This window comes from Aquabacterium soli (genome assembly GCF_003933735.1).
Classification (GTDB): Bacteria; Pseudomonadota; Gammaproteobacteria; order Burkholderiales; family Burkholderiaceae_C; genus Aquabacterium; species Aquabacterium soli.
On record NZ_RSED01000006.1, the window covers coordinates 30,309 to 53,930 of the forward strand.

At 67.0% G+C, this 23,622-nt stretch carries 27 protein-coding genes; 14 read left to right on the forward strand and 13 right to left on the reverse strand.

Going from position 1 to position 23,622, the window contains the following annotated elements; genetic code table 11:
* Nucleotides 1-242: 242 nt before the first annotated feature.
* Complete coding sequence (gene pdxR, locus EIP75_RS08790) at nucleotides 243-1,757, reverse strand: MocR-like pyridoxine biosynthesis transcription factor PdxR (RefSeq protein WP_125242891.1); 1,515 nt, start codon at nucleotides 1,755-1,757, stop codon at nucleotides 243-245.
* A gap of 101 nt (nucleotides 1,758-1,858) precedes the next feature.
* Here pdxR and EIP75_RS08795 point away from each other — a divergent pair, with 101 nt between their 5' ends.
* The 3 genes from EIP75_RS08795 (at nucleotide 1,859) to EIP75_RS08805 (ending at nucleotide 3,473) form a co-directional block, all read left to right on the forward strand.
* Complete coding sequence (locus tag EIP75_RS08795) at nucleotides 1,859-2,533, forward strand: pyridoxamine 5'-phosphate oxidase family protein (RefSeq protein WP_125242892.1); 675 nt, start codon at nucleotides 1,859-1,861, stop codon at nucleotides 2,531-2,533.
* A gap of 80 nt (nucleotides 2,534-2,613) precedes the next feature.
* The gene (locus EIP75_RS08800) at nucleotides 2,614-2,946 is read left to right on the forward strand and encodes a DMT family transporter (RefSeq protein WP_125242893.1); all 333 of its coding nucleotides are present in this window, start codon (nucleotides 2,614-2,616) and stop codon (nucleotides 2,944-2,946) included.
* Nucleotides 2,947-2,972: 26 nt separating this feature from the next.
* Entirely contained in the window at nucleotides 2,973-3,473 is a 501-nt protein-coding gene (locus EIP75_RS08805; protein WP_125242894.1) for a flavodoxin family protein, read from the forward strand.
* A gap of 17 nt (nucleotides 3,474-3,490) precedes the next feature.
* Here the strand turns inward: EIP75_RS08805 and EIP75_RS08810 are convergent, their stop codons facing one another.
* The 7 genes from EIP75_RS08810 to EIP75_RS08840 form a co-directional block, all read right to left on the reverse strand.
* Nucleotides 3,491-3,745: a hypothetical protein gene (locus EIP75_RS08810; RefSeq protein WP_125242895.1), complete on the reverse strand. Its 255-nt coding sequence runs from the start codon at nucleotides 3,743-3,745 to the stop codon at nucleotides 3,491-3,493.
* A gap of 82 nt (nucleotides 3,746-3,827) precedes the next feature.
* Nucleotides 3,828-4,853: a serine hydrolase domain-containing protein gene (locus EIP75_RS08815; RefSeq protein WP_125242896.1), complete on the reverse strand. Its 1,026-nt coding sequence runs from the start codon at nucleotides 4,851-4,853 to the stop codon at nucleotides 3,828-3,830.
* 7 nt (nucleotides 4,854-4,860) lie between these two features.
* Complete coding sequence (bioD, locus tag EIP75_RS08820) at nucleotides 4,861-5,556, reverse strand: dethiobiotin synthase (protein ID WP_125242897.1); 696 nt, start codon at nucleotides 5,554-5,556, stop codon at nucleotides 4,861-4,863.
* Nucleotides 5,553-6,917, reverse strand: a complete 1,365-nt coding sequence (gene bioA, locus EIP75_RS08825) for an adenosylmethionine--8-amino-7-oxononanoate transaminase (RefSeq protein ID WP_125242898.1) — start codon at nucleotides 6,915-6,917, stop codon at nucleotides 5,553-5,555. The genes bioD and bioA overlap by 4 nt, the downstream gene beginning before the upstream one ends.
* An 11-nt stretch (nucleotides 6,918-6,928) precedes the next feature.
* Nucleotides 6,929-7,303: a 6-carboxytetrahydropterin synthase gene (locus tag EIP75_RS08830; protein WP_125242899.1), complete on the reverse strand. Its 375-nt coding sequence runs from the start codon at nucleotides 7,301-7,303 to the stop codon at nucleotides 6,929-6,931.
* 14 nt (nucleotides 7,304-7,317) lie between these two features.
* Entirely contained in the window at nucleotides 7,318-7,980 is a 663-nt protein-coding gene (gene queE, locus EIP75_RS08835) for a 7-carboxy-7-deazaguanine synthase (protein ID WP_125242900.1), read from the reverse strand.
* The gene (locus EIP75_RS08840) at nucleotides 7,977-8,252 is read right to left on the reverse strand and encodes a hypothetical protein (protein WP_125242901.1); all 276 of its coding nucleotides are present in this window, start codon (nucleotides 8,250-8,252) and stop codon (nucleotides 7,977-7,979) included. Before EIP75_RS08840 ends, queE begins: the two co-directional genes overlap by 4 nt.
* 236 nt (nucleotides 8,253-8,488) lie before the next feature.
* Between EIP75_RS08840 and hemA the strand changes: the two genes are divergently transcribed.
* From hemA to EIP75_RS08875, 7 genes are all read left to right on the forward strand, one after another.
* A complete protein-coding gene (gene hemA / locus EIP75_RS08845; protein ID WP_125242902.1) occupies nucleotides 8,489-9,841 on the forward strand; it encodes a glutamyl-tRNA reductase in 1,353 nt (450 codons plus the stop codon).
* Nucleotides 9,838-10,947 carry a peptide chain release factor 1 gene (gene prfA / locus EIP75_RS08850; RefSeq protein ID WP_125242903.1) on the forward strand — a complete coding sequence of 370 codons (1,110 nt, stop codon included), beginning with the start codon at nucleotides 9,838-9,840 and terminating at the stop codon, nucleotides 10,945-10,947. Before hemA ends, prfA begins: the two co-directional genes overlap by 4 nt.
* Nucleotides 10,940-11,764, forward strand: a complete 825-nt coding sequence (gene prmC / locus EIP75_RS08855; RefSeq protein ID WP_125242904.1) for a peptide chain release factor N(5)-glutamine methyltransferase — start codon at nucleotides 10,940-10,942, stop codon at nucleotides 11,762-11,764. Before prfA ends, prmC begins: the two co-directional genes overlap by 8 nt.
* Nucleotides 11,765-12,077: 313 nt before the next feature.
* Entirely contained in the window at nucleotides 12,078-12,845 is a 768-nt protein-coding gene (locus EIP75_RS08860) for a hypothetical protein (protein ID WP_125242905.1), read from the forward strand.
* 104 nt (nucleotides 12,846-12,949) lie between these two features.
* On the forward strand, nucleotides 12,950-13,267 hold the full coding sequence (grxD, locus tag EIP75_RS08865; protein ID WP_125242906.1) for a Grx4 family monothiol glutaredoxin: 318 nt from the start codon (nucleotides 12,950-12,952) through the stop codon (nucleotides 13,265-13,267).
* A complete protein-coding gene (locus EIP75_RS08870; RefSeq protein WP_125242907.1) occupies nucleotides 13,257-13,856 on the forward strand; it encodes a UbiX family flavin prenyltransferase in 600 nt (199 codons plus the stop codon). Before grxD ends, EIP75_RS08870 begins: the two co-directional genes overlap by 11 nt.
* 112 nt (nucleotides 13,857-13,968) lie before the next feature.
* Complete coding sequence (locus EIP75_RS08875; protein ID WP_125242908.1) at nucleotides 13,969-14,385, forward strand: c-type cytochrome; 417 nt, start codon at nucleotides 13,969-13,971, stop codon at nucleotides 14,383-14,385.
* Here the strand turns inward: EIP75_RS08875 and EIP75_RS08880 are convergent.
* Together EIP75_RS08880 and EIP75_RS08885 are read right to left on the reverse strand one after the other, a co-directional pair.
* Nucleotides 14,357-15,037, reverse strand: a complete 681-nt coding sequence (locus EIP75_RS08880; protein WP_420797155.1) for a lytic transglycosylase domain-containing protein — start codon at nucleotides 15,035-15,037, stop codon at nucleotides 14,357-14,359. The genes EIP75_RS08875 and EIP75_RS08880 overlap by 29 nt on opposite strands.
* Nucleotides 15,038-15,042: 5 nt before the next feature.
* Entirely contained in the window at nucleotides 15,043-16,788 is a 1,746-nt protein-coding gene (locus EIP75_RS08885) for a proline--tRNA ligase (RefSeq protein WP_125242910.1), read from the reverse strand.
* A 192-nt stretch (nucleotides 16,789-16,980) separates the two neighbouring features.
* On the opposite strand from EIP75_RS08885, the gene EIP75_RS08890 reads away from it, so the two are divergent.
* Nucleotides 16,981-17,676 carry an RNA pyrophosphohydrolase gene (locus EIP75_RS08890; RefSeq protein WP_125242911.1) on the forward strand — a complete coding sequence of 232 codons (696 nt, stop codon included), beginning with the start codon at nucleotides 16,981-16,983 and terminating at the stop codon, nucleotides 17,674-17,676.
* Here EIP75_RS08890 and EIP75_RS08895 read toward each other — a convergent pair.
* On the reverse strand, nucleotides 17,667-18,620 hold the full coding sequence (locus EIP75_RS08895; RefSeq protein ID WP_158622788.1) for an AraC family transcriptional regulator: 954 nt from the start codon (nucleotides 18,618-18,620) through the stop codon (nucleotides 17,667-17,669). The two genes, EIP75_RS08890 and EIP75_RS08895, sit on opposite strands and share 10 nt — an antisense overlap.
* Nucleotides 18,621-18,780: 160 nt before the next feature.
* Here EIP75_RS08895 and EIP75_RS08900 point away from each other — a divergent pair, with 160 nt between their 5' ends.
* From EIP75_RS08900 to EIP75_RS08910, 3 genes are all read left to right on the forward strand, one after another.
* Nucleotides 18,781-18,972, forward strand: coding sequence for a 2TM domain-containing protein (locus EIP75_RS08900; protein WP_125242913.1), 192 nt, complete (start codon nucleotides 18,781-18,783; stop codon nucleotides 18,970-18,972).
* A 32-nt stretch (nucleotides 18,973-19,004) separates the two neighbouring features.
* Nucleotides 19,005-20,315, forward strand: coding sequence for an acyl-CoA dehydrogenase family protein (locus EIP75_RS08905; RefSeq protein ID WP_125242914.1), 1,311 nt, complete (start codon nucleotides 19,005-19,007; stop codon nucleotides 20,313-20,315).
* Between the two features lie 113 nt (nucleotides 20,316-20,428).
* Entirely contained in the window at nucleotides 20,429-21,646 is a 1,218-nt protein-coding gene (locus EIP75_RS08910; protein ID WP_125242915.1) for an acyl-CoA dehydrogenase family protein, read from the forward strand.
* Between the two features lie 68 nt (nucleotides 21,647-21,714).
* Here the strand turns inward: EIP75_RS08910 and EIP75_RS08915 are convergent, their stop codons facing one another.
* Entirely contained in the window at nucleotides 21,715-22,044 is a 330-nt protein-coding gene (locus EIP75_RS08915; protein ID WP_125242916.1) for a hypothetical protein, read from the reverse strand.
* Nucleotides 22,045-22,213: 169 nt separating this feature from the next.
* Entirely contained in the window at nucleotides 22,214-23,335 is a 1,122-nt protein-coding gene (gene proB / locus EIP75_RS08920; protein ID WP_125242917.1) for a glutamate 5-kinase, read from the reverse strand.
* Nucleotides 23,336-23,622: the final 287 nt, after the last annotated feature.

Sequence of the window (23,622 nt, forward strand, 5' to 3'; positions counted from 1 at the left end):
CGGAGCTTTTCGTATGCGAACCTGACCGAATTGACCAAGCGCATCTTCACAATATCTGACGCATCCTCGCACACCCCATAAGACCGTGGAATCCGTGAGTTGTTACAACTGAAAACGACAAGAACGCTTCACCTTCATATTTTCAGCCCCAGCACGCCAGCTTATTCACTCTTCGCCTGAGTATTCTTCATAACGATATGCGTATTTATTGAGTACCTCTCTACCCCCTGTATAGGGGGAATTTAGTTACTTGTGGAGATATTGATTGGCGACAGCAATGGGCCGTTAACTTCGAGGAGCGCCCTGGCCATGGTCTTGACATGCGCGGCAACTGCGTCCGCAGGCACATGCGCATAACCCATCACGAGACCGTTGAATCCCTGCAGCCCCCCTGGCGTCCCATAGAACGACAAGGGGCGCGGGCTGAGGCCCAGGGCGAACGCGCGTTCAGCGACCGCTGAATCCGTTTGCGTGTCTGGCAAGCTCAACACCAAGTGCATGCCGCCCTGCCCGCCCAGCACGGTTCCTTCGACGGGCCAATGCCGATCCAGCGCTTCTCGCAAGGCCTGCTGACGTGCCGCGTACAGCCGGCGCATCCGACGCAGGTGACGCGCGAAATGCCCATCCTGGATGAAGGCAGCCAATGCGCGTTGCTCGGCCACGCGCCCCCGCCGGCCCAGATCACCCACCACCGCCACCGCGCGGTCTGCCAGGGCGGCCGGCATCACGATGAAGCCCAGGCGCAGACCCGGGAACATGGATTTGCTGAAGGTGCCCAGGTAGACCACGGGTGCGTCATCCACCAGGCCCTGCATGGCGGCCAGAGGCGGACCATCGTGCCGGAACTCGCTGTCGTAGTCGTCTTCCAGGATCCACGCGGCATGGCGGCGCGCCTGATCGATCAAAGCCAGGCGGCGCGACAGTGGAAGCACAGATCCCAACGGATACTGGTGCGAGGGCGTGGCATAGACCAGGCGCGGCGGCTGGGTGCGCCACAGCGCGTCCATGGCCTGCTGCCCCTCGGCGTCGACGGTGATGGGCACCTGCACCAGCCCCGCTGCGGAAAAGGCGGTGCGCGCACCGCCGTAACCAGGATGCTCCATCCACACGCGATCCCCCGGGTCGGCCAGCAGGTGGGCGCAGAGATCCAGGCTGTGCTGGGTGCCATCGGTCACGATCACCTGGTCGGCGTGGCAACGCACGCCGCGCGCTGCGCGCAGATGGGTTGCGATGGCCTGTCGCAACTCGGGCTCGCCCGCCGCATGGCGGTAGCCCAGATCCTGGGCAGCGGCCTGGCGCTGGGCGCGGTCCACCAACCGCCGCCACGTGTCAAACGGGAAGGAATCCAGGGCGGGAGTGCCAGGCATGAAAGGCAACAGATCATCTTCAGGACGGCGCACGCGCCCTCGGCCTGCAACGCGCTGAGACAGGCCGGCAGCAAAGGCCGAGACTTCAGCGGGCGCCGAAGCCTCGTGATCAGGCAATGGGGGCATGACACCGAAAGCAGACACCACCGTGCCTTGCCGCGTGGCCTGCACATAGCCCTCCGCGGCCAGCAACTCGTAGGCATGGATGGCGGTGTTTCGCGCCATGCCCAGATCCTGGGCCAGCACGCGGCTGGAGGGGAGCAAAGCGCCAGGCTGCAGGCGCCCGGCCAGGATGGCATCGCGCAGTGCGAGATAAAGGCGCCGCTGGGCGGGCACGCTGTGGCGGCGCTTGAATTGCCGGCGGTCGATGACGAGGTCGAGATCGGCCAATGTCGTGGCTCCATCATTCTTGCAGATTATGGCTCTTTCAATGGTGCCATGGATTGCTCAAGATGCGGCCTGTCCATCCACACCATCCGCTCATCATCAGCATGCCAAACGACACCCTGTCCCCCGCCTTGCCGCCCCATCTCCCACCTTCTGCCCGAAGCCGTGTACGCCGCGCCGCCGAGCGTGCGCATTACGACGAAGCCACGGTCCATGCCATCGTGGACGCGGCCTGGGTGTGCCACGTGGCCTTCGCAGATGGCGACAACGTGCTGTGCATCCCCACCGCCAGCTGGCGTGTGGGCCACACCCTGTACGTGCATGGATCCAACGGCAGCCGCATGATGAAGCGACTGGCCGAGGGCGCTCCGGCCTGCGTCACCATCACGCATCTGGACGGCTTGGTGATGGCGCGCTCAGCTTTCTCGCATTCGATGAACTACCGCTCGGTGGTGATCCATGGCTGCTTCAGCGTGGTGGCCGAGGCCGACAAGCCCGCCGTGCTGGATGCGCTGATGGACCACATCGCGCCAGGGCGGCGCGAACATGCGCGGGCGCCGGATGCGTCTGAGCTCAAGGCCACCACGGTGCTGGGCATCCCGCTGTTCGAAGCGGCGGCCAAGATCCGCGACTGGGGGCCGCGTGACAAGGATGAGGATCTGGCACTGCCGGTGTGGGCCGGCGTGCTGCCATTGCGCGAGCAGCGCTTGCCCGCGGTGGCCGAGTCTGGCTTTGATGGGCCGGCACCGAGGTATGTCGACCTCTGGTCCCATGGCTGATAAGCTTCGCATGTTCAGGGTACCGCTCCCAGGTCTCTTGGCCGCGCCCGGTACAGGCGCTGGCCACGGAGCGCTGTTCCATGAATCCCTCTAACCTTGCCTGGCTGGCGTTGCTGGCCAGCGTGGTAGCCGAAGTGCTCGGCACGCTGGCTCTTCGTGCCGCAGACGGCTTGACCAAGCCATGGCCTTCGATCGCTGTCGTGCTGTGCTACGGCTGCGCCATCTGGTTGATGTCAGTTTCAGTCAGGCAGCTTGAGATGGGGCTGGCCTATGCGGTGTGGGCAGGAAGCGGCACGGCACTCACAGCCGCGATCGGCATGCTGTGCTTCCAGGAAGCGTTCACCTGGTCTCGGCTGCTCGGGCTGACGTTCATCGTGCTGGGCGTGTTGGCACTGAACCTGAGCACCCGCTGAGTTTGATGCAACGGTATGCTGCGCGCATGAGCACCACCAAGACCCTGCTGATCGTCTACCACTCCATGACGGGTGGCACGCGCCAGATGGTCGAGGCCGCCCAGGTGGGCGCCACGGCCGAAGAAGGCGTGGCCGTGCACGTGCTGCAGGCGGCACAGGCTGGACCGGAGGATGTGCTGGCCTCCGACGGCCTGATCTTCGCCACGCCCGAGAACCTGGCCGCCATCAGCGGACAACTGAAGGATTTCTTCGACCGCAGCTACTATGCCGCGCTGGACCACCTCAATGGCCGCCCCTACGCCTGCCTGGTGTGTGCAGGCAGCGACGGGCACAACGCCGTGCGGCAGATCGAGCGCATCGCCACGGGCTGGCGGCTCAAGCCAGTGGCAGAGCCGCTGATCGTGTGCACGCATGCGCAGACGCCCGAGGCCATCCTGGCGCCCAAGCAGATCGGCGAAGACGATCTGGAACGATGCCGGGCGCTGGGTGAGGCGATGGCGGCAGGGCTGGCGCTGGGCGTCTTTTGAGGATGCGCCTTGGGGCTTCACCCGCCGGCCTGCAGGTCGATCCAGCGGGTGGCTGCGGCAAATCCATGGTCCTGCGCGTCCTGGATCAACGCAAATCGTCTGCCTTGCGTGTCCACCTCCACCTCTTCCTCGGTTTCGGAACCCCTCACGTAGGCGTGGACGCTGAACTGCCTTGAAGAGGCATCCCAGGCGACGAGCACGCGGATGCGGAATCCGGCATGGGCACCGATGGCTTCTTCGTGGTCGTCGGTGTGGATGACTTGGTGGTCCATGATGGCGCTCCCGAGGTGTTCAGAACATCTTAGGCACATGGCTAAAACCCCTGACCGCCAGCGAGTTAAGGCGGGCACCGCGTCAGGCCAGTCGTGTCAGCGCCTCGAAAGTGAGCCTTTCGGCCTCAGCGTGCTCGCCCCCGCCCACGATGGACGTGGCGATGCCTTGCAAGACACCAGCACGCCAAAGACCGAAGGCGCTGGCGCTGTAGCCCGGGCCGCCGCCGTTGTGGCCGCGCACGGGGCCGGGCTCCATGGCCGGATCGACCATCAGGCCCAGGCCATAGCGGGGTTGGCGCCAGCGGCCGCCCGCCGCCCCGACCGGCACAGCATCGAGCATGGCGGCCAGGCTGCCGGGCTGGAGCAACCGGCCCGAGAACAGCCCATGCAGAAAGGCTGTCACGTCCGATGCGGTCGAAGCGATGACGCCATGGGACACCCACCCTGGGTGGTAACGGCCCCGCACATCCAACCAGCCATCGCCATCGGCGATCACTCGTGAAAGACCAGGGGCCAAGGGAAGGAGATCTGCGGTATCCGAAGCCACGGTGGTGTGGATCAGGCCCAAAGGCTGACACACACGCTTGGTCAGTTGCTGCGTCCACGGCTCGCCACCCACGGTTTCCAGCAGGTGCCGCAGCAGCATGTAGCCGGGGTTGCTGTAGGCAAAGCGCGCCGGCTCGGGCACCGACCAGGGCTGGATCAGGGTAGCCTCTATGAATTCGCCCGCCGTCCACGGTTGGCCCGGGTGTTCGCGCACTTGAGCGTGGTACGCCTTCAGCCCGCCATAGTCCGGGAGGCCAGCGGTGTGGTTCAGCAACCGGCGCGTGGTGACCGCATCGCTGAATGACCCCGGCAGTGGCGGGCCCTGCCACAGCGGCTTCACCGGCGCGTCCAGATCCAACTGCCCGGCCTCGGCCAACTGCAGCAGTAGGCAGGCAATGAAGGTCTTGGTGATGCTGTAGATCAGGAAGACCGGCTGCTGGTCTCCGTTCTCCGGGGAAGTCCAGCGTGTGGTGCAGCCCGAGGGTGTCCACACGCTCATGCCAGCGGCGATGCCGCAGGCACGTTGGCCGCTCAGCAGATCATTGTCGGCGGGCCTGTTCAAGGTGCACTCAAGGCAAGGCCAGGGTCTGCGCCAACTGCGCCGGCTCAGCGGCCGGATCCCAGCCCCAATGCGCCAGCATCGGCGCCTGCATATGATCCCTCAGGGTGCGCAGATTGGCCTCCTGCTCGGGCATGTCGGCATCCACCACATTGGCCACCCAGCCGGCCAGCGTCAGGCCGCGCGCCACGATGCTCTCCTGCGTCAACAGCGCGTGGTTCAGGCAGCCCAGGCGCAAGCCCACCACCAGGATCACGGGCAGGCGCAGGCGCTGGGCCAGGTCGGCGCTGGAGGCGAACTCGCCAGGGGACTCGTGCAGCGGCACGATGAAACCGCCCGCCCCTTCCACCACCACCGCATCGACGTGCTGGCTGAGTGCATGGAAGCTGGCCTCGATGTGACCGATGTCGATCACCGCGCCCGCATTGCGCGCGGCGATGTGCGGCGACACGGCATCGGGCAAGGCATAGGGGTTGTCGAAGGCGGGCGGCACTTTCAGGCTGGAGGCGGCGCGCAGCGCGGCCACGTCTTCATTGAGCCATTGGCCAGGGTGGCCATCCACGCCCTCGATCCAGTCGCAGCCCGCAGCCACCGGCTTCATGCCGACAACGCGCTGGTGATCGCGACGCAGCGCGTGGATCAAGGCACAGCTGCTGCGGGTCTTGCCGACACCGGTGTCGGTGCCTGTGACGAAATAGGCGGTCATGGCACAGCCACCTCGCTGGCCTGGGCCGCAGCACTGCCCTCTTCGGCCAGCACACGGTCCAGCACACGCAAGGCGCCTTCGGCCAGGTGGCGCTGTTCGGCCTCGCCCAGCACATAGGGTGGCATGAAATAAAGCGTGGGGCCGATGGGCCTCAGCAGCAGGCCCTCATCCAAAGCGGCGCGGTGGTAACGCGAGGCGAAGGTAGGGTCGGCCACGTCCACATCCCAGGCCCAGACCATCCCCAGGCGGCGCGAAGTCTTCACGCGAGGATGGTCGGTGATGGGCTGTGCCAGCTCGTCCAGCCGCTCGGCTGCACGGCGGTTGTCGCCCAGCACATCGCTGTCGGCAAAGGTGTCCAGCACGGCCAGTGCTGCGCGACAGGCCAGCGGGTTGCCGGTGTACGAGTGCGAATGCAGGAAGCCGTGCGTGGTGCGGTCGTCCCAGAAGGCCTGGTAGACCTCGTCCGTTGTCAACACGGCCGAGAGCGGCAACACGCCGCCCGTCAGGCCTTTGCTCAGGCAGATGAAGTCGGGCTTGACGGGCACGCCGTCATCGCCCAGGGCCTGCTGGTGTGCGAACATCGTGCCCGTGCGGCCGAAGCCCACGGCGATCTCGTCGGCGATCCAGTGCACTTCGTACTGGTCGCACAGGCGGCGCACGGCGCTGAGGTAGTCAGGCAGGTACATGCCCATGCCGGCCGCGCCCTGGATGAGCGGCTCCAGGATCAGCGCGGCAATCTGCGCATGGTGCTCATCGAGGTAGGCGGCCAGCGCGTCGATGCAATGCTGCGTGTGCTGGGCCGGGCTCACGCCGGGTGCGGCATGGCGCGGATCAGGTGATGGCAGGGTGGCGCTCAGGCGCAGCAGTGGCGCGTAAGACTCGCGGAACAGCGGGATGTCGGTGACGGACAAGGCGCCGGCGGTTTCTCCGTGGTAGCCCCCCTGCAAGCAGATGAAGCGGTGCTTTCCTTCGCGACCGCGGTTGCGCCAGCTGTGCGCACTCATCTTCAGCGCGATCTCGGTGGCGCTGGCGCCATCGCTGGCGTAGAACGCGTGGCCCAGGCCGGTGAGCTGACCCAATCGTTCAGACAGCTCCACCACTGGCGGGTGCGTGAGGCCGGCCAGCATGATGTGATCGACGCGCTGCAGCTGATCGGCGATCGCCTCGCGGATCGGTGCAAAACCGTGGCCGAACAGGTTCACCCACCATGAACTGACAGCATCGAGGATGCGGTGACCGCGGTCATCGACCAGCCAGGGGCCCTGGGCCGACACGATGGGGCGCGGGGGGTGGGTGTCGTGCACCTTCATCTGCGTGCAGGGGTGCCACACGGCGCGGCGGCTGCGTTCAGACCAGTCCATGGCCTGCCCGATCAGGCCGCAGCGGGCCGGTAAACGCAGCGGTCACCGGCGGCGCGAGACACGCTGACGGCCGAGACCTGCGGCAGCTGCAGATGCACCTGGGCATAGATGAAGACGCAGAGGTTCTCCAGCGTGGGCGCGCCCAGGCCGGACACCTCGTCCAGGAAGTGATGGTCCAGTTGTTCGCGCACCGCAGCGATCACGGCGCGCAGATGGGCCAGGTCGACCACCATGCCCGATTCCGGCTGGCGTTCGCCACGCACCGTGACCTCGGCCGTGTAAGTGTGGCCATGGATGCGGCGGCTGCCGGCGGCTTCTTCAGCGCCCACCTGGCGTTTGAGCGTGTGGGCGGCGTCGAAGGTGAAGGTCTGGCTCAGTTCGAACATAAGGGGTGGCGTCCTCAGCGGATGCCCAGTGTTTTATGGGTCTGCACGCTCAGCATCCAGCGTGGGTGGTCCAGGCACCATTGCACGGCCCACTCGGTGGCGTGGCGGCGGGCCTCGGGCGATGCGCTGTCCATGGGCTGCACGCGGCGCTGCACGAAATCCATGGCTTCGAATTCGGCCAGCTTCGCGTCGTCGAATCCCGCCTGGGGCACCACCAGCTTCAGCTCATGCCCCGAAGTCTGCACCAGGGTCGAACCGGCCTTGGGGCTCACGCAGATCCAGTCGAGCCCAGGCGGCGCGGCCACCGTGCCGTTGGTTTCGACGGCGATCTCGAAGCCTTGGGCATGCAAGGCTTCGATCAGCTCGACATCGACCTGCAGCAGCGGTTCGCCACCGGTGAGCACCACGAAGCGCCGGCCGTCGCGGCCCTGGGCCGTGTCGGGCCAGAACGAGGCGATGCGCGCCGCCAGATCCTGTGCGGTGCCGAACTTGCCGCCACCCAGCCCGTCGGTGCCGACGAAATCGGTGTCGCAGAACTGGCAGATGGCCTTGGGACGGTCTTCTTCACGCCCCGTCCACAGATTGCACCCTGCGAAACGGCAGAACACGGCGGGCCGGCCCGCATGGGTGCCCTCGCCTTGCAGGGTGTAGAAGATTTCCTTGACGCTGTAGGTCATGCACGCCCTTTGAAGCCGGTCCACCAGACCACCAGCGCGGCCGAAATCACCAGGGCCGCGTAGGTGCCCATGGCGCCATCCCGCCCGGCGATGACGAGGCCGGCCACCAGCACGGCCACGCCCGCGAAAGCCACTCGCCGGGTCAGCACCCAGCCCAGGCCTCTGAGTGTGCGCCACCACAGCAAGCGCGCCAATGAGGGCAACAGCAAAGCCATGGCCAAGGCGGGCAACAGGAAGTTGAACAGATGGATCAGGGCGTCTAGAAAACCCATGGACAGCGGGGCTCGAAAGGCGTGGAAAACAACACAAAAGGCGCGGAGGCGCAAGGGCTCAGATCAAAGGCTGAGTGATAAGCATCTGCAAACGGCGCATGAAACCCATGCGCCATCTCAAAGTCGGGCCATTCTCTCGCACCACGGAGCAACCAGATGCCCGACAATGACGGTCTTCGACAGGCTCAATGGCCTGACCCGACACGCGCCAAACCCACGATTTTATAATTTCTCCCATGAGTGTCTTGGCCCTGGGTCTCAACCACACGACCGCCGCGGTTGATCTGCGCGGTCGGTTCGCCTTCGCGGTGGACCAGTTGAGCCCTGCGCTGCGCACCTTGCACACCCGCCTGGCGGGCGGATCGCAAGCCCCCGCGCACGCCCCCGAGGCCGCGCTGCTGTCCACCTGCAACCGCACCGAGCTGTACTGCGCCGCGCCTGCCCTGAGCGGTTCGCCCCTGGTGCTCCAACGCGAGGCCGTGGGCTGGCTGGCCCACGTGGGCGGCGTCTCCGCCGACGAACTGATGCGCCACACCTACATGCTCGAAGGCGGCGCCGCCGCGCGGCACGCCTTCCGGGTGGCCAGCGGGCTCGATTCCATGGTGCTGGGCGAGCCCCAGATCCTGGGGCAGATGAAGCAGGCCGTGCGCGAGGCCGATGCCGCCGGCACCCTGGGCACCACGCTGCACCAGCTGTTCCAGCGATCGTTTGCCGTCGCGAAGGAGGTGCGTACCTCCACCGAGATCGGCGAGCACTCCATCAGCATGGCCGCGGCCGCCGTGCGCCTGGCCGGCCAGCTGTTCGAGAACCTGGCCAAGACCAAGGTGCTTTTCGTGGGCGCCGGCGAAATGATCGAACTCACCGCCACGCACTTCGCCGCCCGCACGCCGCGCAGCATGGCCGTGGCCAACCGCACGCTCGAGCGTGGCGAGAAGCTGGCCTCCCACCTGGGCGCCGAGGCCATGCGCCTGGCCGACCTGCCCCAGCGTCTGCACGAGTTCGACATCGTCGTCTCCTGCACGGCCAGCACGCTGCCCATCATCGGGCTGGGCGCCATGGAGCGCGCCATCAAGGCCCGCCGGCACCGTCCTATCTTCATGGTGGACCTGGCCGTGCCGCGCGACATCGAACCCGAAGTGGGCCAGATGCCTGATGTGTACCTCTACACCGTCGATGACCTGAGCGAGCTGGTGCAGACGGCCGGCGCGCGCCGCCAGGCCGCCGTGGCCCAGGCCGAGGCCATCATCGAGACTGGCGTGCAGGGCTTCGTTCACTGGCTGGACCAGCGCGCCACCGTGCCCCTGATCCAGGCCCTGCAGGCCCAGACCGATGCCTGGCGTGCCGGCGAGATCGCCCGTGCGCGCAAGCTGCTGGCCCGTGGTGATGACGTCGAGGCCGTGATGGAGGCCCTCTCCAAGGGACTAACCCAGAAGATGCTGCACGGTGCGCTGGCCGAGTTGCACAGCGCCGCGCCGCAGCACCGGCCGCAGGTGGCCTCCACCGTGGCGCGCATGTTCCTGCGCGGGGACGTACCCCCCGGCCTGCCCCCCTCGCCCCCCACCGACCGCTCGGAAAGCGATCCCGCATGAGCGGCCTCGCCCCTTCCCTGGCGGCCTCGCTGGAACGCCTGTCCCACCGTCTGCGCGAGCTGGATGCAGCCTTGTCCGACGGCACCGTCGCGTCCGATCCCAAGCGCTACCGCGACCTGTCGCGCGAACACGCCGAGGTCAGCGGTGTGTGCGACCTGGCCCGCCGCCACGCCCAGCGCACCGACGACCTGGCCACCGCCCGCCAGATGCTGCAGGACCTGGCCGACGACCCCGACATGAAGGCCATGGCACAGGATGAGGCCGCCCAGGCCCAGGCCGATCTGGACAAGCTGGAAGCCGAGCTGCAGACCTCGCTGCTGCCCAAGGACCCGGACGACGCACGCAATGCCTTCGTCGAGATCCGTGCCGGCACAGGTGGGGATGAATCCGCCCTGTTCGCGGGCGACCTGGCGCGCCTGTACACCCGCTTTGCCGAACGCCAGGGCTGGCGCTGCGAAGTGATGTCGGCCAGTGAATCCGACCTGGGCGGCTACAAGGAAGTGGTGTTCCGCATCGAAGGCGCCGGGGTCTACGGCCAGCTGAAGTTCGAATCCGGCGGCCACCGCGTGCAGCGCGTTCCCGCCACCGAAACCCAGGGCCGCATCCACACCAGTGCCTGCACCGTGGCCGTGCTGCCCGAGCCCGACGAGGCCGAAGAGGTGCAGATCAACCCGGCCGACCTGCGCATCGACACCTACCGCGCCAGTGGCGCTGGCGGCCAGCACATCAACAAGACCGATTCGGCCGTGCGCGTGACGCACCTCCCAACAGGCATCGTCGCCGAGTGCCAGGACGACCGCAGCCAGCACCGCAACAAGGCCAAGGCCCTGGCCGTGCTGGCCGCCCGCCTGCGCGACAAGGACCGCATCGAGCGCCAGGCCCGCGAGGCCGCCACGCGCAAGAGCCTGGTGGGCACTGGCGACCGCTCCGACCGCATCCGCACCTACAACTTCCCGCAGGGCCGGCTGACGGACCACCGCATCAACCTGACGCTGTACAAGCTGCTGACCATCATGGAAGGCGAACTCGACGACGTGATCGCCGCGCTGGTGGCTGCACAGGCCGCCGACCAGCTGGCCGAACTGGAAGCCGCCACCGGTGTCTGAGCTGACTGTGGCGCAAGGCCTGGCGCAGGCGCGCGCGCAGGGTGTGGACCGGCTCGATGCCCAGATGCTGCTCTGCGCCCTGCTCGGCCAGCCCCGCAGCTGGCTGCTGGGCCATGACACAGACCCACTGCCGCCGGACACCACCGCCCGCTTCACCGAACTGGTGGCCCGCCGCGCCCAGGGGGAACCCCTGGCTTACCTGGTGGGTGACAAAGAGTTCTACGGCCTGAGCCTGAATGTGGCACCCGGGGTGCTGGTGCCCCGCCCCGACACTGAAACACTGGTGGACTGGGCGCTGGACGTGCTGCCAGCCGAGGCCCCCACCCGCGTGCTGGACCTGGGCACCGGCAGCGGCGCCATCGCCCTGGCGGTGCGCTCGCGGCGCCCACACGCCAGCCTGACCGCCGTGGACGCCAGCCCCGAGGCCCTGGCCATCGCCAGCGGCAACGCCCGGCGCCTGAACCTGCCGCTGGAGCTGTTGGCCGGATCCTGGTTCGAGCCGGTGGGCACGCGCCAGTTCGAGTTGATCCTGAGCAACCCGCCCTACATCGCCGAAGGCGATCCGCACCTGCCCGCCCTGCGCTTCGAGCCCCGCCAGGCACTCACGGCCGGCCCCGATGGCCTGGACGACCTGCGCCACATCGTGGCCGCAGCGCCTGCTCACCTCGTGCCCGGTGGCTGGTTGCTGCTGGAGCACGGCTACGACCAGGCCCGTCAGGTACAGGCCCTTCTGCGTGAAGCCGGCTTCGACGAGGTGAGCACCCGCCACGACCTGGCCGGCCAGCCCCGCTGTACCGGTGGACGCTGGCGCGGCTGAACATGTCTGAGCGGCGTCGGCAGCACGCGACGCCGCCGCGACCTGGGCACCCTCTCGGTTTCCCTGAGCGCTCAAAGCACTTGAGCACGCTGATGTGAGTGTCCGCTCCGCCAGCGACGCCGTGTTTTCGTGCACCCCTTGCAATGGACACCAAGGGTTCGCCCGATACCCCCAAGCTCAAGGGATGGGCAACCGTGGAATAAGGGACACCAACGGTTGCAAATCGGCCCCACAAAATTTGGGCAGCGACATAGCATCGAAGCCATGAACCCTCCCGCCCTTGCGGGTTTGGTTTCGGCTCCGGAGAACCACCATGCTGTCAGCCGTACGCCCTTTGATCCCTTCCCTGCTCGGCGGCCTGCTGGCCGGCGTGGGCATGCTGGCGCACGCGCAGATGGTCCCCATGCCTGCCAACATCGTCACCGGCCACGCGGTGGTGCGCACGGCCACCACAACGCTCACCAGCGATCTGGCCACGGCCTCCATCGGGCTGCACATGAACCGCCAAGGCAGCCGGGGTGCCGAAGGCCTGGCCCTGCGCGACCCGGCCACCAACAACCTCTGGCCCCACTGGGAGGGCCGGATCGGCGTGGTACTGGACCGCCCGGCCGACCCGATGAGCAGCTCTTTCGTGCTGGCCCAGCCCGCCTACAACGGTCTGAAGGTCTACAGCCTGCACGTGCTGTCCGATTACTACTTTGCCGGCGGCTTCCGGGCCACGGCAGGCTTGGTACGCGGTTCCAGCAACATGCCCTGGTGGCCCAGCGACCAGCAAGGCGCCACCGGCTTGAACCTGAGCATGCAGCGGCTGGACACACTCTCGTCTCCCACCCAGGATCATGCCCTGGACGATGCGAACCGCACCTCACCCTACCTGGGGGCTGGCTACAGCACCCGATTGAACGGCGTGCGCACAGACAGTGCCTGGCGCTTCAATGCCGATCTGGGCCTGATCTCCATCAACTCCAACAACATCGACCGCATCAGCCGCATGCTGCAGGGTGACGAGGGGGTAGAAAACATCATCCGCGAGCTGCGTCTGCGCCCCGTGATCAAGTTCAGCGTCAACTACGCTTTCTGATACGCTCGGGCCCCTGCGGCGCAGCGTAAATCCGAGCGCCGGACGGTATTGCACAGGCCTGCTATAACAGGCCTGTTTCCATTTCCCCAAACGGTGATCGCACCATGAGCGACGTACAGCAACGCATCGACGACCTGGTCAAAGGCCACAAGGTCGTTCTTTTCATGAAGGGCACTGCCCAGTTCCCGCAATGCGGTTTTTCCGGCCGCGCCATGCAGATCCTCAAGGCCTGCAACGCTGGCGAAGTGACCACGGTCAACGTGCTGGAAGACGAAGGCATCCGCCAGGGCATCAAGGAATACGCCAACTGGCCGACCATCCCGCAGCTCTACATCAATGGCGAGTTCGTCGGTGGCTCGGACATCATGATGGAGATGTACCAGGCTGGCGAGCTGCAGCAGGTCCTGGCTGGTGGTCAGTGAGCCCTCCCCGGCTCCCAGGCCGGCGCGCCCGCGTCGCCTGATCGTCGGGCTGACGGGCGCCAGCGGCGCCGTCTATGGTGTGCGGCTGCTCAAGCGTGCGCAGGCCCTGGACGTGGAAACCCACCTCGTGGCCACGCCCGCCGGCATCCTCAATACCCACCACGAGCTTGGCCTGGACCGGCGCGAGCTCGAGGCCCTGGCCACCCAGGCCCATGCGCCGGGTGATGTGGGTGCGTGCATCGCCAGCGGCAGTTTTGCCACGGACGCCATGGTGATCGCACCTTGCTCCATGAAGACGCTGGCGGCCGTGGCCCACGGTCTGGGCGACAACCTGCTGACGCGCGCGGCGGATGTGACGCTCAAGGAGCGCCGCCGCCTGCTGCTGATGGTGCGAGAGACGCCATTCAACCTGGCTCACCTGCGCAACATGACGTCCGTGACCGAGATGGGGGGCATCGTGTTCCCGCCGCTCCCGGCCTTCTACCACCGGCCTGAGACACTGGACGACATCATCGACGACACCGTCGAGCGCGCCCTGGCGCTGCTGGGCCTGGACGAGGCACAGCCCCGCGCATGGAATGGCCTGTGAAGCCACACTGAGGCTGGCGTCGCCACCGCTTTCGTGACAGAGTCATCATTGCAGCGGGCCCCGAAAGCATGGGAGTGCATCCAGACCTCGGCCAGGCTGCGTAAACGGCATCATGTCCGATCTTCAAATCCTCCGACAGATTCCGCCCCTGTTTTGGCTGCTGATCGCCATTGCAGGGCTGGCCAGCGCTTGCGCCACCGTCCAGCAGCCGCCGGATCGCCCAGGGCTGACAGGCCGTGCAGAGGTCGGTCAGCGGCTGTATCAAGCCCAATGCCTGGAATGCCACGCCATCGACCACCACCGCATCGGGCCCCTGCACCAAGGGGTGGTGGGGCGGCTGGCGGGCAGCGCGCCCGGCTATGACTACTCCACCGGCTTGAAAAGATCCACCATCCGCTGGACGCCGCAAACGCTGGACCGCTGGCTGGCCGACCCTGATGCCTACGTGCCGAACCAGCAGATGGATTTCAAGGTGGAAGACGCGCAGGAGCGCGCCGACCTCATCGCGTACCTGGCGACGCTGAAGTGATACTGGCCACGACGCGGGGCGTGCCCTCGGCCACGGCGTTCTCCCAACGCTTGCGTGCGCCCAGCACGGCGTTGGGATACTCAGGGCGGCCACGGCTGCCGTTGTAGCGCCCCAGGGCCAGGAAGAGGTCGCCCTTTTCGATGTCCAGGTAGTGGCGCAGGATGACGCAGCCGAAACGCAGGTTGCTCTGCATGTGGAACAGGCGGGCGGCATCGCCATCACCGATGGTGCGCGACCAAAACGGCATCACCTGCATGTAGCCACGGGCGCCGGCCACGCTGATGGCGTACTTGCGGAAGCCGCTTTCCACCTCGACCAGGCCCAGCACCAGCGTGGGGTCCAGCCCCGCGCGCGTGGCCTCGTACCAGACGGTGCGCAGGAACTCCTCGCGCACCAGGTCATCAGGCTTGCGCTTCTTGAGGCGTTCGCCCGCGCCACGCTTCCAGCGCTCGTAGCTCTCCTTGCGCCGATCGTCCACGAACACAGGCACGGGTGGCACCGACTGGGCAATGGCGGCCGACAGCGCGGTGCGCACGGCGTTTGCCAGCGGCTCTTCGCGTTGGGCACCGGCGTGCGCCAGCGTGACCGAGCCGGCCAACAGCGCCAGGCCCAGCAAGGACCTGCCCAGGTGATACCGCACAGCCGTGCTCACCGGGATCAGGCCTTGCGCTGCGCCAGCACATGGGCGGCGATGTCGCCCACGGCCACCTTGGTGGCTTCCTTGTCCTGGCGGCCCTGGTACTCAGCCAAGCCTTCCTTCAAGCCCTTGTCGCCCAGCACCACGCGGTGCGGTACGCCGATCAGCTCCCAGTCGGCAAACATGGCGCCAGGGCGCTCGCCGCGGTCGTCCAGGATCACATCGACGCCCTGCGCGCCCAGATCGGCGTAGAGCTTGTCGGCAACGGCCTTCACGTCTTCAGAACGGTCATAGCCCACAGGGCAGATCACCACCTCAAAGGGTGCGATGGCGTCGGGCCAGATGATGCCGCGCTCGTCGTACTTCTGCTCGATGGCAGCGCCCAGGATGCGGGTGACCCCGATGCCATAGCAACCCATCTCGAAATGCTTGGGCTTGCCGTCGACATCCAGGAAGGTGGCATTCATGGCCTTGGAGTACTTGGTGCCCAGGTAGAACACGTGGCCCACCTCGATGCCGCGCTGGATGGCCAGCACGCCCTTGCCATCGGGGCTGGGGTCGCCCTCGACCACGTTGCGGATGTCGGCCACCAGATCGGGCTCTGGCAGGTCACGGCCCCAGTTCACGCCGCGGATGTGGAAGCCCTCTTCATTGGCACCCACGACGAAATCGGCCATGTTGGCCACCGTGCGATCGGCCACCACCTTGAGGGGCTTGGCTGTCTTGACCGGACCGAGGTAGCCGGGCTTGGTGCCGAAGTGCTCGACGATTTCCTTTTCGGTGGCGAAGCGGAAGCCGACCTTCAGGCCCTCCACCTTGCTGGCCTTGACCTCGTTCAGGTCATGGTCGCCACGCACCAGCAGCAGCCACACGGTGGACTTGAGGATCTCACCCTTGTCATTGGTCTCGTCCGTGGCCAGCACCAGTGACTTCACGGTGCGGTCCAGAGGCAGGCCGAGCAGCTCGGCCACATCGGCACAGGTGCTCTTGCCGGGGGTGGCCACCTTCTCGAGCGCCTCGGCCGCGGCACCGCGCTGGGCAATCAGGGGCAGGGCCTCGGCCAGCTCGATGTTGGCGGCGTAGTCGCCCGTGGGGCAGTAGATGATGGCGTCTTCGCCGGTGTCGGCGATCACCTGGAACTCATGCGAGCGGTCACCGCCGATGGCACCGGTGTCGGCGGCCACGGCACGGAACTGCAGGCCCAGGCGCTGGAAGATGCGCGTGTAAGCCGCGTACATCGCGTCATAGCTCTTGCCAGCAGCCTCCACATCACGGTCGAAGGAGTAGGCATCCTTCATCGTGAACTCGCGGCCGCGCATCACGCCGAAGCGCGGGCGGCGCTCGTCGCGGAACTTGGTCTGGATCTGGTAGAAATTCTTGGGCAATTGGCGGTAGCTGCGCAGCTCTTGGCGGGCGATGTCGGTCACCACCTCTTCGGCCGTGGGCTGCATCACGAAATCGCGCTCATGGCGATCCTTGAAGCGCAGCAGCTCTTCGCCCATCTTGTCGAAGCGGCCGGTCTCCTGCCACAGCTCGGCGGGCTGCACCACGGGCATCACCAGCTCGATGGCGCCCGCCTTGTTCAGCTCGTCGCGGATGATGGCCTCGACCTTGCGGATCGTGCGCAGGCCCATCGGCATGTAGTTGTACAGGCCGGCGCCCAGCTTCTTGATGAAGCCGGCACGCATCATGAGCTTGTGGCTGACGATCTCCGCGTCGGCGGGCGCTTCTTTCAGGGTCGAGATGAAGAACTGGGAGGCTTTCATGGGGTCGCGGTTGGCTGGTCGGGCGCGCCCTGCACGCCCTGAGCCGGTCATTATCCCAGAGTGCCCCGGCCTTCGGGTGGGCTTGTAGGGGGCAAACCCGGGGCAGACGGGCCAATTTGCCTGCCCCCGCCCCTAGGCGGGAGAACGGTCAGGTGCAATAATGAACCCAGTTCAAAGCATTCGGAGTTGATCATGCTCGACCGTGAAGGCTTCCGCCCCAACGTCGGCATCATCCTGCTCAATCAACGCAACCAGGTGTTCTGGGGCAAGCGCATCCGCACCCACTCCTGGCAGTTCCCGCAAGGCGGGATCAAGCATGGCGAGTCGCCCGAGCAGGCGATGTTCCGCGAGTTGCACGAAGAGGTCGGCCTCAGGCCAGATCATGTGCGCATCGTCGCCCGCACCCGTGACTGGCTTCGCTATGAGGTGCCGCAGCACTTCATTCGTCGCGATGCACGGGGGCACTACCGTGGGCAAAAACAGATCTGGTTCCTGCTGCAGCTCACCGGCCGTGACTGCGACATGAACCTGCGCGCCACCAGCCACCCCGAATTCGACGCCTGGCGCTGGAACGAGTATTGGGTGCCGCTGGAAGCCGTGATCGAGTTCAAGCGCGATGTCTACCAGACCGCCCTGACCGAGCTGGCGCGCTTTCTGCCGCCCCCCAAGGGGCAGAACCGCTACCTTCGCGGCAACATGCGCGGGCGCACCGGCCCGGGTTCGCACGGGCCCGACGATGCATCAGGGCCGCCGCAAGCACGTGATCGGGATGGTGACGCTCGCATGGGCGTGGCGGTCACAGGCGGGGCCGCCACCATCATCTCCACGACCACGGTCGAGCTGCTTGAGGTGGACATCTGGGGTGCAGCGCCCTCGCCTCAGGGCTGACAGCGGGCCGCGCGGTGCTCGCGCGGCGAGCAGCCGAACTCGCGCTTGAACGCCTGCGCAAAAGCGGCTGAAGATCGGTAGCCGACCGACGCGGCCACCTCGGCCACCGACGCTGGCGATTGCAGCAGGCGGCGTCCGGCCACCTGCATGCGGTGGCTGGTCAGGTAGGCCAGGGGCGGCAGGCCCATCACCTGGGTGAAGCGCTCGGCCAGCACCGATCTCGACACGCAGCCCACCAGGGCCAGCTCAGCCAGTTGCCAGGGGCGCGCGGGCTCGCGGTGCATGACGCCCAGCACACGCGAGACCATCCCGTCCTTCAACCCCATCAGCCAGCCGGGCGGCACTGCGCCCGGGCCGTGCAGGTAGGAGCGCAGGCTCTGGATGAACAGGATATCGCCCAGACGGTCGATCACGGCCTGCCGGGCCAGGCCTTCACGCCCCAGTTCCTGGTCCAGGTAGGCCAGTCCGATCATCAGCCAACCTGGCAGGCCACGCCCGCCCCATTGCAGTGTGAGCCAGGGCGGCAAGCCGCCCCAGAGCCAGGCCTCGGTCACCCCCTCGATGTGCATGCAGCCGCTGATGGTGCGGCCGCTCCAGGCCCCGCCGGGTGCGCCGCCGCAGGCCACCGTGGCGGCGCTGGCCTCGGTGAGTTCGCGCCAGTGCCGCAGCAGATCGGCAGTGTCCACCGATGCGCTCGTGAGCACCGGTTGCGCGCTCAGCACGTGGGGACCGCCCCGGGGCAGGAAGGCCACATCGCCCGATTGCAAAGGCACGGAAGGCTCCCCCGGCGCCGGATGCAGCCAGACCCGGCCCGCGGTCACCAGGTGAAAGCAAGGCTGATCGGCCTGCCCCACCCGCAGCGCCCCCTGCCCTGCCAGCTGGGTGCGCACGAACAGCGCATCACGGATGCGCACATCGGCCAGCACTTCGCTCAAGGAATCCATGGCGTGACTGTGCCCCAAGACAGGGGGGATTTGATCGCGATCGTCCGGTTGTCTGGCGGCGACTCGCCATGAATGGACCGTGCGCCATGACACAAGGGACCAGCGGGTGTGAAATCCGCCCCGCACCGGGTGTTGGCACCCGGACCACAAGGAGTGAGCAATGGCTGGTTTGCAGATGAGCGTGATGATCCACGCGCTGGTGTACGTGTTGGTGGTCGGGGGCCTGTGGGCCCTGAACCAGGATGCGACACCCGACGTGCAGTGGGTCAAGTGGGTGGCCTGGGGCTGGGGCATCGGCCTGGCCACACATGCCGCCGTGTGGGCCATGCTCAAGACACGCACCCGCCGCTGATCACATCCCACACAAGAAGGAAGAGACAAACCATGGCCACCTCCCTCACCCGACTTGGACTGCGCACGCTGAGCCAGATGGCCGGCTCGCCCAGCCTGGACCGCCTGCACCTGCGCAAACCCACCGAGAAAGTGCTCTACCACGGCACCAAGGCGGGGTTTCGCACCGTGACGGCCGTGAACCGCGCCTTCAAGGCGATCAAGAACCTGGGCCAGCCCGAGCGCCTGCCCAAGCGCGGCGGCGGTGAGCTGTTCGACCTCACGCCTACCGACGACCAGGCCATGATCCTGGACGCGATCCGCGTGTTCGCCACCGAGCAGGTGCGCCCGGCCGCCATGGCCGCCGACACCGCCTACGGCGCTCCGGCCGCACTGCTGGCCCAGTGCGCCGAGCTGGGCATCACCACCATGGGCATCCCCGAATCGCTCGGCGGCGTGGGCACCGAGCGATCGGCCATCACCAATGCCCTGATCAGCGAAGCGCTGGCCCATGGCGACATGGGCCTGGCCGTGGCCTGCCTGGCGCCATCGGCCGTGAGCACGGCCCTGGTGCTGTGGGGCACGGCTGAGCAGCAGGCCACCTACCTGGGCGCCTTTGCGGCCGACACCCCGCCACCCGCAGCCCTGGCTGTGCAGGAGCCCACGCCTTTGTTCGACCCCTTCAGCCTGCAGACACGGGCACGCCTGGTGAACGGCCGCTACGAGATCTCCGGCGTCAAGTCCATGGTGCCGCTGGCCGCCACGGCCGAGCTGTTCATCGTGGCCGCCGAGATCGAGGGCCACGGCCCCGGCCTGCTGCTGGTGGAATCGTCCACAGCCGGCCTGGCCATCGAGGAAGACGTGTCCATGGGCCTGCGCGCCGCCGCCTGTGCCCGCCTGGTGCTGGACCGCGCCAGCGTGCCCGCCACCGCCCTGCTGGGCGAGGGGCGCCCCGAGGTCTACGCCGAGTGCATCCAGCTGTCGCGCCTGGCCTGGTGTGCCCTGGCCACCGGCTGTGCACAGGCCGCGCTGGATTACCTGATCCCTTATGTCAACGACCGCCAGGCCTTCGGCGAGCCGATCAGCCACCGGCAATCGGTCGCCTTCGCGATCTCCAACATCGCCATCGAACTGGACGGCATGCGCCTGCTGACCTGGCGCGCGGCCAGCCTGGCGGATGCCGACCAACCCTTCGCTGAAGCCGCCGCCCTGGCCCGCCGCCTGTGCGCAGACAAGGCCGCGCAGATTGGCAGTGACAGCGTGCAACTGCTGGGTGGCCATGGGTTCGTGAAGGACCACCCGGTGGAGCGCTGGTACCGCGACTTGCGCGCCGTTGGTGTCATGGAAGGCGGGGTTCTGATCTAACCCCCTGCGCGCTTCGCGCGCCCCCCCGGGGGGCAACACCTGAGGACTGGCAAAGCCAGATCCTGGGTGTTTGCTTGATCGAATCGGCTGACTTACTGAGACGAGTGACAAACATGATCAATCTTGAGATTCCACGCAAGTTCAACGCCCTGGTGCGCCAGGCGCAGGAAGTGGCCGGTGAGGTGCTGCGCCCCATTTCGCGCAAGTACGACCGGGCGGAACACGCACGCCCGGTGGAGCTCGACATGCTGGCCGCGGTGATCGACGGCATGAACGAAGGCAACAGCGAGGTCGGTGGCACCGGGGCCACCGGCGTTCGTCGCGATGCCAACGCGGGCGCCGATGGCGTCAACCGCAACGGCACCAACCTGTCCACGGCACTGTCCATCATGGAGCTGTGCTGGGGCGATGTGGGCATGCTGCTGTCCATGCCTCGCCAGGGGCTGGGCAACTCGGCCATCGCCTCGGTGGCCAATGAAGAGCAGCTCGCGCGCTTCAAAGGCCGCTGGGCGGCCATGGCCATCACGGAGCCGGGCTGCGGCTCTGATTCCGCCGCCATCCGCACCACGGCCCGCCTGGAGGGCGACCACTACGTGCTCAATGGCGAGAAGATCTACGTGACCGCAGGTGACCGCGCCGACCTGGTCGTCGTGTGGGCCACGCTGGACAAGAGCCTGGGCCGCGCCGCGATCAAGTCCTTCGTGGTCGAAAAGGGCACTCCGGGTTTCGAGCTGGTACGCCTGGAACACAAGCTGGGCATCCGTGCCTCTGACACGGCCGCCTTCGTGCTGACCGATTGCCGCGTGCCCAAGGCCAACCTGTTGGGTGACCCTGACATCAACCCCGAGAAGAGTTTTGCCGGGGTGATGCAGACCTTCGACAACACGCGCCCCCTGGTGGCCGCCATGGCCGTGGGCCTGACGCGCGCCTGCATCGAGGAAATGGGCCGCATCCTGAAAGAAGCCGGCCTGTCGCCCGACTACAACCGCCCGCTGCACCGACAGAGCGCCGCCGCTTCTGAGTTCGTGCGCATGCAGGCCGACTACGAGGCCGCGCGCCTGCTGACCATGCAGGCCGCCTGGATGGCCGACAACGCTCAGCCCAACTCGCTGCAGGCCTCGCTGGCCAAGGCCAAGGCCGGCCGCACCTGCGTGGACGTGGCCTTGAAGTGCGTCGAGCTGGCCGGCAGCGTCGGCTACACCGAGAACGCGCTGCTGGAGAAGTGGTCGCGTGACGCGAAGATCCTGGACATTTTCGAAGGCACGCAGCAGATCCAGTTGCTGATCATCGCGCGGCGGCTGCTGGGCAAGTCGTCTGCCGAGTTGAAGTGAGCCTCAGGGGCTGGCATCGTCCACGCCCCACCCAGACCTCTGCCTCGGCCACACGCACAGTCAGAGCTTCAGCGGCCTTGCCGCGTGTTTTGCTCGATCGCGGCCTGGCACAACGCCAACTGGGCTTGCAACCGGAGGCGCAGCCCCGCGTCCAGCCCCAGCTTCATGCCGAACCAGGTACAGACGGCCACCACCACCACGCTGATGACCACGGCAGGCCAGCGGCCGAGCTGGGTGTCGAGCGAGGCCGCACTGACCAGGCTGACCGCCAGCACCAACCCGAACAGGAAGCCCAGGATCACACCCTGCTTCTCACGCCGCGCGGACTTGCGGTAGAGCTCTTCCGCGAACTCGTGGATCACGGCCACGTCGTACTTCACTGTCTCGTTCTGCGCCATTGACTGCTCCCTCTGGATGACAAGGCCGGCCCGTCGCAAGAGCGCCAGCCGCGCCCATCGGCAACACGCGAGGCCGGACCGATGCGCAGATTAGGCATGATCGGGCCAAAAGCCACCATGGCGGAAACCACCGCCTGTGGCCGACGCGCTACCTGCCGCGCCCAGTCGATCAGTCCATCAGCACCAGGTTGTCCCGATGGATCAAGGCTGGCTCGATGATGAAGCCCAGGATGCCTTCGATCTCGCTGGAGGGCTTGCGGGCGATCAGGCGGGCCTCGCTGCTGGCGTAGTTGGCCAGCCCGCGCGCCACATCGTGCCCCTGCAGGTTGCGCACGGCGACCACATCGCCGCGGTGGAACTCGCCCTGCACCTCGACCACGCCGATGGGCAACAGGCTCTTGCCTTCATCACGCAGCTTGGCCACGGCGCCATCGTCGATCACAACCACGCCGCGCAGTTGCAGGTGATCGGCCATCCACTGCTTGCGGGCAGTGAACTTGGCCGTGCCGGCCACGAACAGCGAGCCGATGGATTCGCCCTGCGACAGGCGCACCAGCACGTCGGGCTCGCGGCCCCAGGCGATCACGGTGCTGGCACCGCTGCGCGCCGCACGCTTGGCGGCCAGCACCTTGGTGATCATGCCGCCCGTGCCCACGCGCGAGCCAGCGCCACCGGCCATCTGCTCCAGCGCCGGATCACCCGCGGCACACACATCAATGAAGCGGGCCTCCGGGTCCTTGCGCGGATCGGCGCTGTACAGGCCCTTCTGGTCGGTCAGGATGACCAGGGCGTCGGCTTCGACCAGGTTGGCCACCAGGGCGCCCAGGGTGTCGTTGTCGCCGAACTTGATCTCGTCGGTGACGACGGTGTCGTTCTCGTTGATGACCGGCACCACCTGGTGCGACAGCAGCGCCAGCAGCGTGGAGCGGGCATTGAGATAACGCTCGCGGTCGGCCAGGTCGGCGTGCGTGAGCAGCACCTGGGCACTGCCCATGCCGTGCTCGCGCAGCTTGGTCTCGTACATCTGCGCCAGGCCCATCTGGCCCACGGCCGCCGCGGCCTGCAGCTCGTGGATTTCCTTGGGACGGGTGGCCCAGCCCAGGCGCTTCATGCCCTCGGCGATGGCGCCACTGGACACCATGATCACCTCGCGCCCATCACGCGCCAGCGCGGCCATCTGCCGGCACCAGGTGCCGATGGCTTCGGCATCGACGCCCTTGCCTTCGTTGGTGACCAGGCTGGAGCCCACCTTGACGACGATGCGGCGGGCGTTTTTCAGCACTTCGTTCATGGCGTGGCGGGCACAGTGGCGCGGGTGGGTCGATGGAAGGCAGAGGGTGTATGGCTCAGCGGCGGCTCAGCGGAAGCGCGGGTCGTCGACCTGCGGCACGTAGGCTTCGTCTTCGAACTCACCCTTCTTGCCGGTGGTCTTTCCAGAGGTCTTGCCAGCGGTTTTCACGGCGGCCTTCTTGGCTGGAGCCTTCTTGGCAGAAACGGTCTTGGCGGGGACCTTATCGGCAGCCACCTTTTTCGCCGCAGCCTTCTTGGCCACCTTCTTCGCTGCAGGCTTGCGGCGCG

Excerpts from the sequence above, each read along its gene's own strand:
- EIP75_RS08795 (WP_125242892.1), top strand. The coding sequence starts at position 1,859 with ATGCCAAACGACACCCTGTCCCCCGCCTTGCCGCCCCATCTCCCACCT.
- EIP75_RS08800 (WP_125242893.1), top strand. The coding sequence starts at position 2,614 with ATGAATCCCTCTAACCTTGCCTGGCTGGCGTTGCTGGCCAGCGTGGTA.
- EIP75_RS08805 (WP_125242894.1), top strand. The coding sequence starts at position 2,973 with ATGAGCACCACCAAGACCCTGCTGATCGTCTACCACTCCATGACGGGT.
- EIP75_RS08810 (WP_125242895.1), bottom strand. The coding sequence starts at position 3,745 with ATGGACCACCAAGTCATCCACACCGACGACCACGAAGAAGCCATCGGT.
- bioD (WP_125242897.1), bottom strand. The coding sequence starts at position 5,556 with ATGACCGCCTATTTCGTCACAGGCACCGACACCGGTGTCGGCAAGACC.
- bioA (WP_125242898.1), bottom strand. The coding sequence starts at position 6,917 with ATGGACTGGTCTGAACGCAGCCGCCGCGCCGTGTGGCACCCCTGCACG.
- EIP75_RS08830 (WP_125242899.1), bottom strand. The coding sequence starts at position 7,303 with ATGTTCGAACTGAGCCAGACCTTCACCTTCGACGCCGCCCACACGCTC.
- queE (WP_125242900.1), bottom strand. The coding sequence starts at position 7,980 with ATGACCTACAGCGTCAAGGAAATCTTCTACACCCTGCAAGGCGAGGGC.
- EIP75_RS08840 (WP_125242901.1), bottom strand. The coding sequence starts at position 8,252 with ATGGGTTTTCTAGACGCCCTGATCCATCTGTTCAACTTCCTGTTGCCC.
- hemA (WP_125242902.1), top strand. The coding sequence starts at position 8,489 with ATGAGTGTCTTGGCCCTGGGTCTCAACCACACGACCGCCGCGGTTGAT.
- prfA (WP_125242903.1), top strand. The coding sequence starts at position 9,838 with ATGAGCGGCCTCGCCCCTTCCCTGGCGGCCTCGCTGGAACGCCTGTCC.
- EIP75_RS08860 (WP_125242905.1), top strand. The coding sequence starts at position 12,078 with ATGCTGTCAGCCGTACGCCCTTTGATCCCTTCCCTGCTCGGCGGCCTG.
- grxD (WP_125242906.1), top strand. The coding sequence starts at position 12,950 with ATGAGCGACGTACAGCAACGCATCGACGACCTGGTCAAAGGCCACAAG.
- EIP75_RS08875 (WP_125242908.1), top strand. The coding sequence starts at position 13,969 with ATGTCCGATCTTCAAATCCTCCGACAGATTCCGCCCCTGTTTTGGCTG.
- EIP75_RS08885 (WP_125242910.1), bottom strand. The coding sequence starts at position 16,788 with ATGAAAGCCTCCCAGTTCTTCATCTCGACCCTGAAAGAAGCGCCCGCC.
- EIP75_RS08890 (WP_125242911.1), top strand. The coding sequence starts at position 16,981 with ATGCTCGACCGTGAAGGCTTCCGCCCCAACGTCGGCATCATCCTGCTC.
- EIP75_RS08895 (WP_158622788.1), bottom strand. The coding sequence starts at position 18,620 with ATGGATTCCTTGAGCGAAGTGCTGGCCGATGTGCGCATCCGTGATGCG.
- EIP75_RS08900 (WP_125242913.1), top strand. The coding sequence starts at position 18,781 with ATGGCTGGTTTGCAGATGAGCGTGATGATCCACGCGCTGGTGTACGTG.
- EIP75_RS08905 (WP_125242914.1), top strand. The coding sequence starts at position 19,005 with ATGGCCACCTCCCTCACCCGACTTGGACTGCGCACGCTGAGCCAGATG.
- EIP75_RS08910 (WP_125242915.1), top strand. The coding sequence starts at position 20,429 with ATGATCAATCTTGAGATTCCACGCAAGTTCAACGCCCTGGTGCGCCAG.
- EIP75_RS08915 (WP_125242916.1), bottom strand. The coding sequence starts at position 22,044 with ATGGCGCAGAACGAGACAGTGAAGTACGACGTGGCCGTGATCCACGAG.
- proB (WP_125242917.1), bottom strand. The coding sequence starts at position 23,335 with ATGAACGAAGTGCTGAAAAACGCCCGCCGCATCGTCGTCAAGGTGGGC.